Origin of the sequence: Parafannyhessea umbonata (assembly GCF_900105025.1) — a bacterium.
Taxonomy (GTDB): Bacteria; Actinomycetota; Coriobacteriia; order Coriobacteriales; family Atopobiaceae; genus Parafannyhessea; species Parafannyhessea umbonata.
In genome coordinates, this window is record NZ_LT629759.1 from 1,797,247 (window position 1) to 1,809,113 (window position 11,867).

12 protein-coding genes are annotated in these 11,867 nt (G+C 61.0%); 5 read left to right on the plus strand and 7 right to left on the minus strand.

All coding sequences use genetic code 11. The annotated features are described in order from the left end of the window. Positions 1-3: 3 nt before the first annotated feature. Positions 4-930 carry a PTS sugar transporter subunit IIAB gene (locus tag BLT96_RS08055; protein WP_090863424.1) on the minus strand — a complete coding sequence of 309 codons (927 nt, stop codon included), beginning with the start codon at positions 928-930 and terminating at the stop codon, positions 4-6. Positions 931-1,204: 274 nt separating this feature from the next. Next, positions 1,205-2,248 (minus strand): SIS domain-containing protein, encoded by a 1,044-nt coding sequence (locus tag BLT96_RS08060; RefSeq protein WP_245719257.1) that lies wholly within the window; start codon positions 2,246-2,248, stop codon positions 1,205-1,207. 243 nt (positions 2,249-2,491) lie between these two features. Between BLT96_RS08060 and yqeC the strand changes: the two genes are divergently transcribed. Further along, entirely contained in the window at positions 2,492-3,163 is a 672-nt protein-coding gene (yqeC, locus tag BLT96_RS08065) for a selenium cofactor biosynthesis protein YqeC (RefSeq protein ID WP_090863427.1), read from the plus strand. 79 nt (positions 3,164-3,242) lie between these two features. Here the strand turns inward: yqeC and BLT96_RS08070 are convergent, their stop codons facing one another. After that, on the minus strand, positions 3,243-4,088 hold the full coding sequence (locus BLT96_RS08070) for an HAD family hydrolase (protein WP_090863429.1): 846 nt from the start codon (positions 4,086-4,088) through the stop codon (positions 3,243-3,245). A gap of 87 nt (positions 4,089-4,175) precedes the next feature. Continuing rightward, positions 4,176-4,793 (minus strand): GNAT family N-acetyltransferase, encoded by a 618-nt coding sequence (locus tag BLT96_RS08075; RefSeq protein ID WP_090863431.1) that lies wholly within the window; start codon positions 4,791-4,793, stop codon positions 4,176-4,178. 611 nt (positions 4,794-5,404) lie between these two features. Here BLT96_RS08075 and BLT96_RS08080 point away from each other — a divergent pair. Both BLT96_RS08080 and BLT96_RS08085 read left to right on the plus strand, forming a co-directional pair. Next, positions 5,405-6,415, plus strand: coding sequence for a BspA family leucine-rich repeat surface protein (locus BLT96_RS08080; protein ID WP_090863434.1), 1,011 nt, complete (start codon positions 5,405-5,407; stop codon positions 6,413-6,415). Positions 6,416-6,424: 9 nt separating this feature from the next. Then, positions 6,425-8,356, plus strand: coding sequence for an AAA family ATPase (locus tag BLT96_RS08085; protein ID WP_090863437.1), 1,932 nt, complete (start codon positions 6,425-6,427; stop codon positions 8,354-8,356). Positions 8,357-8,415: 59 nt separating this feature from the next. On the opposite strand, the gene BLT96_RS08090 is transcribed toward BLT96_RS08085, so the two are convergent. The 3 genes from BLT96_RS08090 to BLT96_RS10615 form a co-directional block, all read right to left on the minus strand. After that, a complete protein-coding gene (locus tag BLT96_RS08090; protein ID WP_090863440.1) occupies positions 8,416-8,988 on the minus strand; it encodes a hypothetical protein in 573 nt (190 codons plus the stop codon). A gap of 95 nt (positions 8,989-9,083) precedes the next feature. Continuing rightward, positions 9,084-10,154: an MFS transporter gene (locus BLT96_RS08095; RefSeq protein WP_272867366.1), complete on the minus strand. Its 1,071-nt coding sequence runs from the start codon at positions 10,152-10,154 to the stop codon at positions 9,084-9,086. Between the two features lie 15 nt (positions 10,155-10,169). Further along, a complete protein-coding gene (locus BLT96_RS10615) occupies positions 10,170-10,325 on the minus strand; it encodes a hypothetical protein (protein ID WP_157692204.1) in 156 nt (51 codons plus the stop codon). Positions 10,326-10,876: 551 nt separating this feature from the next. On the opposite strand from BLT96_RS10615, the gene BLT96_RS08100 reads away from it, so the two are divergent. Continuing rightward, positions 10,877-11,476 (plus strand): DUF2798 domain-containing protein, encoded by a 600-nt coding sequence (locus BLT96_RS08100; protein WP_090863447.1) that lies wholly within the window; start codon positions 10,877-10,879, stop codon positions 11,474-11,476. Between the two features lie 50 nt (positions 11,477-11,526). Beyond that, the gene (locus BLT96_RS10900; RefSeq protein WP_272867349.1) at positions 11,527-11,649 is read left to right on the plus strand and encodes a hypothetical protein; all 123 of its coding nucleotides are present in this window, start codon (positions 11,527-11,529) and stop codon (positions 11,647-11,649) included. The last annotated feature ends 218 nt before the right edge of the window (positions 11,650-11,867 follow it).

Sequence of the window (11,867 nt, forward strand, 5' to 3'; positions counted from 1 at the left end):
GGGCTACAGCCTCTTCGTGACGTCGGTGCGCGGAAGCGTGGGGGTCTGCTGCACATAGACCTTCACGCCCATGTCGAGAAGGGCGTTGACATCGGCCTTCTGGGCGACATCCAGGAAGACGGATGACCCCTTGCCGCCGATCATCTCTGCGCCGTCGTGGTTGGCGGTCGCACCGAGGTCCACATCGCCCAGCTTGTAGGACTCGTAGAAGCGGCGCAGCTCCGAGGTGGTGCCGAACACGAACATGACCTTCTCGCCCAGCGTATTGAGCTTTGCCATCTTCTTGAGCGCGCGGTCGACGGTGAAGATGTTCAGGCGGACGCCCGCGGGCTTCGCCAGGCGCAGGGCGCCCTTCTTCACGTCGTCGGTAGCGGCATCGTCGTCCACGACGATGATGCGCTCGGCTCCCACCTTCGTGACCCACGAGAAGACGACCTGTCCGTGGAGCAGGCGGTAGTCGAGCCTGGTAAGGACGATCTTCGCGGGACCGAGGTTTGCGTGCGGGCGCTTGGCCGCGGCGGTCGGGGCGGCGCTTTCCGGGGCGTCAGGGTGCGCGCAGTCCACGATGCCGCGCCGGCCCTCCGACACGAGGTCGCGCACGGCCGCGGCGTCCAGCGGGCCGTCCGAAAGCGCCAGCGTGAGGACCATCGGCATGTTCATACCGGCGATCACGGTGACGTCCGGGTGCGCCGCCCGGTACTCGACCATGGAGTTGTTGACGCTGGAGCCCAGCATGTCCGTGAGGACATACACGGCATCGTCCGGCGAGAAGCCCTTGGCGAGCGCCTCGACCTTTGCGGTGATGGGCTCCTTGTCGTCGCGCTCGAGCGTGACCGCGTGCACGTTTGGCGCCTCGCCCACGATCATGTGGACGGTGTCAAGCGCGCCGGTCGCGAGTCCGCCGTGAGACGCAAGGATGACTTGGTTCATGTGGTCCCGACCTCTCCTTGTTGACCTGATGTTGCAGACATCATATACGTCTTATTATTGTTGTGATAGTGGTCTATAACAACTAGAAACAAATGGTTCATTTTCGCCGGCGAGCGGTACATGCGATGGCAACCACGTGGCAACAAAACGGCCAGCCGCTGGAGGAAGCGACTGGCCTTTCCTCGGAGGCCAAGGGGAGTACCTCCGTAGGAACCGCATGTTATGACCGGCAGCGCGCAACCCTGCCAGAAGGAGCGCTGCCGCAGGCGCGCCCCTAGTACTCCACCTTCCACATGTAGCGGCGCGTCATGTAGTCCTTGCCGGTCGCGGCAGACAGCGCACGCATGTACACGTTGTTCAGGATGGGCGAGAACAGGATGTGGTTGAAGTACTCGCGCACGGCCTGGGGCAGCTCGCCCAGACCCAGGTCCATACCGTCCAGCACGAAGACGTTCGCGCCGCCATAGCGCCTGAGGAAGCGCAGGGCGCGCTCGTCCGCCGGGCGGCAGCGTCCCACGGAAAGCAGCAGGAACACGGGCTTCGTAGCGTCCAGCACCTCGAACGGGCCATGGAAGAACTCGCAACTGTTGATGGTGGGCGAGTCTATCTGCAGCATCTCCTCGATGTTGCAGATAGAGAATATGTACGCGGAGCCATACGCGGGTCCGGAGCCCATCACGTATATGGTGCGCTCGCCGGCCATGCGGGCCGCCCATTCGCGCGCGGGCTCCTGCATGCGCGCAAACGCCTTGCGATAGACACCGTCCACCACGTCGAACGCGTGCATGGCCTCGTCGTAGCGGTCGTAGCCCTCAACCTGGTTCGCAAGGTTCATGGCGATCATGAGCGCAATGCTGGAGTTGACGCGCTCCGTGCGACTCTCGTCCAGCGCGATGGACTCGTACGCGATCTTCTGGTCGCAGGTCCTCGTGAGGTCGGACTCGTTCACGTACAGCGCCACCGTCGCGGCGCCCAGCTCCTTCGCAACGCGCGCGGCCTCGCACGTCTCCTTCGTGCCGCGCATGGAGCAGATAACGCAAAGCGTGTGCTCGTCCACATACGCCGGCGGTGCCAGCACAAACTCGTTGCTGGTATACATGTGCGAGGCAACGGTCGCGCACTCGCGCTCCATGAAGTAGTGCGCCGCATAGAACCCGCCGTTCGAACCGCCGGCGGCCACCCACGCCACGTGCGTCACGTCGTGCCCACGAAGCGCGTTGGCCACGACCTCCGCAACCTCGTCCTGAACCCGAACCTCCGCACCCGCCCCGACGGCCTGGCCCTTCTCGACCCGACCCTTCTCGTCCTTCTCGCCCATGCGCTCCCCTTCCCTCGTGTGCAATCATCACGCGCTCGCGGCGCCGGTACGTCCCGCACGACGCCTCCTTTGAGCACACTTTATCATATACGTTATATACGTTTGCAATCTTTTGAGAAGAACTTCGCGTCACGTTTGCTACCGCAGACGAGAGGGACGCGCCGCCGGCCCCTCCGCCCCGGAGCGCTAGAATTCTGCCACGGGCGGCCGCGGGGGCCGCGCGGCACCACGGAGGGAGTGCGCATGGGACTTGCGGAAGAGCTGGGAATCGGGCGCGGGATCACCGCGGTCATCGGGAGCGGCGGCAAGACGAGCCTGCTCGACGCGCTCGCGCGCGAGCTTGACGGCACCGTCGTCCTCACCACGACCACGCACGTGCTTCCGTTTGGCTGCCCCGTGCTGACGGATGCGGACGAGCGCGCCGTGGAGCAGGCGCTGTGGTACAGCCGCGTGGTGTGCGTGGGCACGCCCACCGGCGACGGCACAGGCAAGCTCGCGGCGCCGCACCTGAAGATGCGCACGCTCTCCGTCCTGGCAGACTACGTGCTGGTAGAGGCCGACGGCGCCGCGCGCCACCCGCTGAAGGCGCACGCAAGCCACGAGCCCGTCATTCCCGCCGGGGCGGACCGCGTGGTGCAGGTGGTGGGTGCCTCCGGCTTTGGCCAGCCCGTAGCGCAGGCCGTGCACCGGCCGGAAATCTTCTGCAAGCTTGCGGGCTACGGCGATGCGGACGTGGCCACGCCAGAGCTGGTGGCACGGGCCATCGCCCACGAGCACGCCGGCGGCCTTAGGGCGGACGTCCTTCTCGTCAGCCAGGTAACGCCCCAGGGCGAGAAGAACGTGCGGTCCTTTGAGCAGGCGCTTCGGGAAGAGGGAGACCAGACGCCGCTCGTCACGTGGCCCGCGCTGGGCTGACACGGACACGGCGACGCGGCACGCCACGGGCTGTGAGCGCCATGGGCCGTGGAGGTCGACGGCCGCCGCGTGCCAAACCCTAGCGCATGAACGCCGGCATGTCGCCCGTGGGGGCCGCTGCCGCGATCTGCTCCAGCGCGGCCGCGACGCTGTCGTCGCGCGAGGGGCCAATGTGCCAGCGCGCTGCCTTGGCCACGTCCGCGCTCGCGTTGGCAACGGCAACGGAATTTGGCACCGCGGATATCATGGGCAGGTCGTTTTCCGAATCGCCAAACGTCGCCACCTCTTCCAGCGTCACGCCCAGCTCGCGGGCAAGCTCGCGCACGCCGGCCGCCTTGTCCCACCCACGCGGCGTGATGTCGATGAGCGGGGCCGTGGGACTAGGGAACACGAAGTCGAGGCCCGGGCACTCCGCGCGCAGCAGGTCGCGCACGCGCACCAGGCGCTCGCGCGGGCCGGACACGTGCACGTTCGCCTTGATCCACGGCGTGGGTCCAAGCTCGGCGCGCGTGGGGTGGCCAACCTCGCTCATGACCTCCGGGTGACCCTCCAGGCTCGCCACGTTGCGCTTTACCAGAATCGCCTGGCCGTCGCCAAACACGTCGTACACCGCAAGGGCCGCACCCTCCACATCTTCCAACACGTCCTGCGCACGAGCAAGCGACGCGGGGTCGAGCACCTCCTGGTGCGCAAGCTCGCCGTCGATGTAGACCATCTGGCCGTTGCAGAACGCGCCCGTGGCAAAGCAGGTGGCGTCGCCCGCAAACATCCAGCCCATGGCCGAGGGCACGCGACCCGTGACAGGCCCAACGTGCAGCCCCGCGTCGACCATCGCGTGCATGGCCGCGATCGCGCGGTCCGAGGCGCGCGGCGCGCCAACGGGAATGAGCGTGTCGTCCAGATCGGTCAGGGCAAGCTTGATCATGTTCTTCTCCAAAGTCTTGCGGATGTATGTGCGGGAAGGCACCGGGCGAGAAGGTCGTGGCCAACGCGGCAGTGGGCGCGGACGGGGCTACTCCCCCAGCAGGGCCGCCACCTGCGACACGGGCCGCAGCGGACGGGCGTTTGCGGGGTGGCCGCCCACGATCTTCTCCATCCACACCATGTCATACCAGCGACCAAACTTGTAGCCACAGCCGTGGAAGCGACCGACCCACTCAAAGCCCAGGTGGGTGTGGAACTCCACGCTCGCGCGCGTGAGGTAGGGATCGTCCGGCGCGGCGGGGTAGCCTATGCACGCGTTGAGGTTCGTGACGCCCATAGCCGCAAGCAGGCGTTCGAGCGTGGCGTACAGCGCGCCGCCCACGCCGCGGCCGTGCGCGTCCTGCGCCACATAGATGGAAAGCTCGCAGGCCCAATCATACGCCTTGCGCTCCTTGAGCGGCCCGGCGTACGCGTAGCCCAGCGCACGGCCGTCCGTGGACTCCGCCACAAGGTAGGGGTAGCGCTCGAGCGTGTGCGCGATGCGTTGGCGGAAGTCTTCCACGCTGGGGACGTCCCACTCGAAGGTTATGGCCGTGTCGCGCACGTACGGCACGTAGATCGCAAGCAGGGCCGCGGCATCATCCGGCGTCGCCATCCTGATGCGCGGACCCTCCCCCGCCGCCGTGCCAGCCTCTTGTTGCACCATGATCCTCCCCGTCGCTTGTGCTCACGAGCACCAGACTACTACGGGTGGATGCTCGGCGGGCGCGGGCACGCAACCTTTCACATACGGGATGATGGGCAGGCGTATCAGGAGGTTTTCGCCTGCGAGCAATACTTTTCTCCCATTGTTCTGCCCTTGCTCCAAAAGCTCCCTGTGCGCGTTCTGGCACGCCATCGGGCTTTCGGTCATCGTTGCTCAAGCTTGTTCATATGTGACCGATTACATTAATACTTGTTATATAATTATCGATTCATATTCATTATTTAAAAGTACTAATAATCAAATCCATACTCCAAGTACAACGCTCCTAGGGCGATGTGAAACACGGAGTCCCTACGATGGTGTTTGCGAAAATATCTGCCGGAGAAGGGCTCTGGCGACAACGCAAGTGGGACCCTCAGGAACCTTTCCCCGAAGGGCAGACGTATGGAATCGACCGCTGCTGAAGAGGCCGGGGGTCGCCTATACTAATCTGAACCTTAAGCTGCGCAAACCTTGGACTGGAAGAACCCTGAGGGGGGTCTCCCACTCTTAGAAGCTGCGCTTGCTCTGAGGATCCGTCTACTAAAAATACTGGATTTCGAGGAAGAAGAATGAACGGTCGCTACGAATTTGAGGGAAACGAACTTGCCGGGAGGAGCATAGCCTTTGGCAAGAAGCTGAGCACAATGGACACGGCCGAGGGACTTAAGGTTGTTGAACTGTGTGGTGGCACACCACAGAAGAGCGTCACCAAGTCAACTGAGGTCCTTGTCGTCAGCAACGACGTCATGGCGTCTGTGAATGGAAGTCATGAGGTTCCCATCTACGTTAAAGATGCTCTTGGTTCTGGCATCAATGTCATCAGTGAAGACGAGTTTTGGCACTTGATTGGCATGAGAGCCGGAGATGGTGGGGTTGCCGACAGGTGGATCATCGTGGACGACGAGCTCGCCGGCGGAAAAGTCGATGTCAGCAATGAACCGGGATGGGACGGCCACAAAGCCCCGTATAAGCTGTTCATCCAGCACACGACCATCAAGTCAACCACCGACGGCGGCTGGAACATTATCGATTGTGGTCCGCTCGATGAGCGTGGGTTTCCCAAATTTGGCTCGCAGCCTTGGTACTCAAGGCCAGATAAAAAGGACATGGGCCGCGTTCCAGCGACGGACGATGAGCTCGACTATAGGGATCTCATAGGCAAGGTCGTCATAGCAGACGCCTATGCGCCCGAATCGTGTGCATATCTGTTTGATGGCCTCCAATACTGTGCTGAGTTCGATCTGCAGAAGCTCGACTCGTCAAAGGCAACTTCGATGGCAAACATGTTTAGAGGATGCTCTTCCATCAAGACTCTGCTTGACATCGGGTCCCTCGACACGTCGAACATGACGAGCATGAGCGGGATGTTCTTCGGCTGTATGTCACTACGAGTCATTGACATGCTCAAATGGGATATGAATTCCCTGAGGTGTGCAACATCGATGTTTTCAAATTCCCCTGCGTTTGCACTGGTAAATGACAAAGCAGTCCAAAGGCTCCAATCAAGCGAGGTCGATGCTAGCAACATGTTTGATTCGGGAACTATGTACGGAACATGGCTTAAGTCATCCGCGATATAGGGGGCAAAGATGCAATTCGGAAAGACAAGCGAAAAGACAAGACGCGTCGGTAAATTGATAAAAGAAGTCACTGCGCTGGGTCAGCATCAAAAGGCCGACATAGACGATGTGAGAGGACTTCTCGAGTTAATAGAGACGGAATACTCTGACGTACAAGATGACGTGTTTGTAAGCTCGCTTGTCGCCGTATTAAGGGATATCGATAAAGACGGGAGGGTCGATAGTGTGGAAAGAAATCTACTCCTGTCCTTTGAGAAGACACTCGACGAACCTATATCTAACGAGCCAATTACGGAGGTATCGGGCCAAAACTTCGTTCTCACGGGAGACTTCGACATACAAGGTGGTAAGCAAACTATCGAGGAAATGATCTCCGCGGCTGGCGGCGTCGTAAAAAGTAGCACGTCGAAAAAGGTCCAGTACGTCGTACGTGGCAACAAGGGTAGTGAGGCCTGGTCATTCGGAAACTTTGGAACGAAGATTGAGAAAGCTCTGACTCTTAATCTAACCGGCAAAGCACAAATAAAGATTGTTTCGGAGAACGCGCTGCTTGCCTATTTCAAGCGGAACAGCCAAGACGCAATGGACGTTCTGCATAACCAAAAAGCAAGGTTCGACGCTCAATGGAATTCTGCCAAAGTGGTCTCGAATACTTTTACCGGGCTCACCAATGGCCAACAAAAAGTGTTCGACCTAGTAAAGAGCGGACATAACGTATACCTGACAGGACTTGGCGGAACGGGAAAGTCTTATGTGCTAAATAAAATAATCGAGTGGGCGGATAAAACAGGCAAGAACGTGATTGTTTGCGCACCAACCGGGATAGCTGCTCTGAACATCGGAGGCTCGACAATACACAGGGCGCTAGACATAAGCCCAAATAAAACGCTTCAGATGGACCCATCTCCGGCAATCAAGGACGGCTCGCCGATACCCGAGTGCGACCTGATGATTATCGATGAAATCTCAATGTGCAGAATGGACCTGTTCGACTACCTCTCTGAAGTTCTTTTCATGGCTGCCCGAATGAGGAAGAAAGAGGGAAAACCCTGCTGCCAGCTCGTCGTTGTCGGAGACTTCTGCCAACTTCCGCCAGTTGTACAAAAAAGCGAGCGCCCGATACTTGAGCAAAAATATGGATTTGATGTTGGTGGCGCATACGCGTTTATGGGCAATTATTGGAACAGGTGGTCCTTTGAAGCTGTTGAGCTTACTGAGGCGATAAGACAAAGGGATTCAAGCTTTGTTGCCGCGCTCAATGCCTGTAGGGTTGGAGACACAAGAGGGGTGCACTGGATTTCAGAGCACTCTTCGAAACGCCCGATAGAGAACGCAATAGTACTCTGTGGCCGCAACTCAAAAGCAGATAGCGAAAACAACAAGCGGCTTAGAATGATAGATGCTCCGTTTACCACGTACGTCGGCGAAAAGACCGGAGAAGTTGAAGAGAGGGATATACCAACGCCAGAACATCTGACGCTTAAGCCAGGTGCTCGCGTCATGTCACTAATTAACGACCGCGAGGACACGTATATGAATGGAACCCTCGGAACAGTTATTGAGTGCGAAAAAGACGGCGTTACGGTTGCGTTCGATGGAGGACAAACTAAGTTCGTGCCTTTGTATTCATGGAACATAACAAAGCCGACAATGGTCGACGGAAAGACGAGAAGCAAACCGATCGGTACATACAAACAGGTACCTCTAAAGCTTGCCTGGGCAATAACAATCCATAAGTCGCAAGGCCAAACTTTCGATTCGGCAACAGTGTTTCCAGAGTGTTGGGACTATGGACAGTTGTATACGGCTTTGTCACGCCTCACGAGAGTCGAGAATCTATACATCGCAGAACCAGTTAACGATAGCTTTTTAAAGACATCGCCAGACGTTATTAAATTCCTAGAAGGCCACTATGAGGGACATCTGCACGGAGAGTCATAGGGAGCGATCATTACCCATCTAACCCATACTCTAAGTGCAACGCTCCTAAGACTGGAGAATCACGCGACGGCAGGCAAGCAGCCCGCGATGACCACGCTCGCCACGCCGATGAGCGCGAGCGGGATGCAGCCATCTACAAAGGACGGCAGCGCACCCAGCCGGTAATACAGCACGTAGCACACAAGGCTCACGGCAAAGCCCACCACGGCGAGAAGGGCCACCAGCGTGGCTGCACCCGCCTGCCCGGCACGGCCCAGTGCCAGCGCGCAGAGCGCCTCCATCCCCAGCCACGCCACAAAGAGCACGAGCTCCGTGGTGGGCTGACGCCCAAAGACGCGCTGCGTCACCGCAAGAAGCACCAGGTACAGAGCCACGGAGCCAACCGTGCAGCCAAGCGCAGCGCCGCCTGGGGCAAGCGTCGCCGCTCCCCCGCAGGCGCGCGTGGCGCCCCACACGCCGCAGACGACGGCACCCAGGATCGACACGACGCCCACAACGCGCAGCGGGCCCTGCGCCTCGCCCCCGCCAACCTTGGGCCAGAAAAATATCGCCCACCATGCAAGGTACAGCGCACAACACGCGGCCATCAGCCAATGGCCCTGTCTCATCTGCTCAAACGCGACGCCACCCATGGCCAGCCTCCCTTGCGGCGCCGTCCCGTGGCGGCACCCGCAAGCCCCATGATAGCAACGTCGCACGGGAAGCCCGGGCGCTGCAGCGTCACGCCCTACGCGCGCTCGCGCAGCATCTTGGTGAAGGAGGTGTCAGAATGGCGCGCCCACAGCACATAGACCAGCACGCTCACCACGCAGGCAAGCGACACGATGGACCACATGGCGGAATATCCCAGGCCCGTGATGAGTGAGCCCGCGACGCCGCCGCCCAGGCCATAGCCAATGTCGTAGCCGCACAGGAACGTGGAGTTGGCCGATCCGCGCGTCTGGTCCGTGGAGGTGTGGACGGCCATGGACTGCAGGGACGGCTCGAGGCCGCCAAAGGCGTAGCCCGCGAGCATGGCAGAGATGATGTACGTCACGGTGTTGGGCACAAAGGCAAGCAGCAAGAACGCGACGAGCATCGCCCCGTTGCACGTATAGACAAAGGCCGCCTCGCCCTTCTCGTCCACAAGCTTGCCCAGCGTGACGCGCACAAGCAGCAGCATGGCGGACATCACGAGGAAGTAGATCGAGCCCGAGGGCAGGCCGTTTTCGGACGCGAAGATTGCCACGAAGTTCTCCAGCGCGCCAAAGGTGAACATGAACACGAGCATGGTCACCGTGGCGGGCAGGGAATCCCGGTTGATGATCGTGCGCAGGTCAAGCTTCTTCTTGGGCACGTCGATCTTGGGCGCGTGGATGAACGAGAAGAGCACCAGGCCAACCGTCGCGATGATCGCCGCGGCCGCATAGAGCGCCTTGAAGCCGAGGCCCTCCATGAGCGAGAGACCCAGCGCCGGCGCGATGGCGGAGGCAAGCGCCGTGGCCATGCCAAAGTAGCCCATGCCCTCTGCAAAGCGCGGGCGGCAGATGACGTCGGACGCGACCGTGGCCGTGGTCGAGTTAGAGAACGAGAGTCCCACGCCGTGCATCATGCGGAACGCGATCGCCACGGACAGCGTGGGGACCATGATGTAGCCAAGCGGCGCCAGGCCCATGAGCAGGAGCCCCGCCACCAGCGCGGCGCGGCGCACGCCGTTATCGAGCCACCAGCCCACAAACGGGCGGATGACCACGGCGATGAGCGAGAAGGCCGCGGCGCACATGCCCGCGACCGCCTCCGTGCCGCCAAGGCTCTGGATGTAGAACGGGAAGGTCTAGAGGCTCATGATGTGGTTGGTGAAGACGCACAGGTTCACCAGGATGATGAGCACGAGGTCGCGCGTCCAGAGCTTGGGCTGGGCGTGGGGCGAGCCCTTGGCCGCCGCGTCCCCCCGTGCTGCCTGCTTTGCGTTCTGTACGGAATCCTGCATGAAAAAATCCCTCCTAGACGATTCCATCCACCGTCCGGCAAGGGATTGCAGTCTTCTGGCGCACGACCGGATCGCTCCGGACGGGACGCTCGACATGAAAGCAGCTGGCTTGCACGGCTCCCGTGCGACCGGGCGCGATGGTCGGCACGCGCGGGCACCATGTGCGCTGCTGGCGTCTCTGGCTGGGCGGCATAGATATCAACTGGACTTACGCCGTTGGGCAGCTCATTGACGTGTGCAATTATAGACGAGCGTCCGCGCGATGGCCGTGGGTCGAAATGTAAGAAAACAGCTTACCCACAGGAGCGGAGAAGGACGAGGGGCCCGCTCGCGAACCCCCTCTCTACGTGTTGATTTTGTTCCACCCTCCACGCGTGGTGCTAAGGTAGCCCTTGCGTGTAGCGCAAAGCTGCTGCGACCAGGTGCCCCACAACGTCACCAGGAGCAGCGATACAGTGTAGTCAGCAAAGCGTGCGACGGCCCGGATTGGGCGGTCGCACGCTTTTTTGTGTGGCGCCGTCGCACGCGGCGCCGGAAGGGAGCCGGCAAGCATGCCAAAGAACCGCATCCAGGGAATCATCTTCGGAATCCTCATGTCCGTCACCATGGCCTACGGAATGGAGGTCTACAACGTCGCATGGAAGATGGGCATCCCCACCATACCCGGCGGCTTCTCCAACATGACGAACGTGGTGTTCTGGGACGCGCTGCTCGAGGCGGCCTACATGTGGATCTTCGTGTTCCTGTTCTCCAACCTCTGGGGCACGCGCGGCGGAGCTGCCCTGGCCGAGAAGATCGTGGACCCCGAGCGCGACGGCGCCTTTGTGCAGGGCACCATCCGCTCGTGCTGCACCGTGCTCATCATGTGCCCCACGATGAGCCTCGTGGCATCGATCCTCTTCAACGTAATCCTCGCAGGCATGCCCATGGCGCAGCTTCCCGCCATCTGGGTCGGGACCCTCATCAAGAACTTCCCCATGGCGCTGCTGTGGAACCTGTTCGCCGCGGGTCCAGTCTCCAGGCTCGCGTTCCGCAAGCTCTTCTCGCGCGTGGGCATGCACGACCAGGCGAGCGACCCCGCCGTGGGCGCCGGTCTTGCAGATGGCTCCCGCCTCGCTCCCGAGTACGTCGAGGCTGAGTCCAGGGACTAGGCCCTCACCGGCTCGCCCTCTCGTGTCTCGCCGTCCTTCTGGCCGTGGGCATGGCTGTCACGCTCGCGGGGTGCGGGGGAGGCGGCTCCATCAAGCTGAGCGACTCGGTGCCCTCCGGCTTCAAGTCGTGCAAGGTGGATGACATGAGGGTCGCCTATGGCCTCGCAGCCTGAATCATCAGATGCCGTCACAATGGGGGCGATAATGGGTTCGAGGGGGTATGCCATGAGCCTGGGGTACGGAGGGGTCTGCAGAAAGGCGCTTGAGGACGAGGGGCGACTCTTCCAGTAGCACTCGAACGAGACCGAACATGCGCGCTGAAGCAGTGCCTAACGGATGATTCCTTAATTTCGGTTAAGCCAGTCCCCGGGGGGCAAAGGGGCTCCAGTCC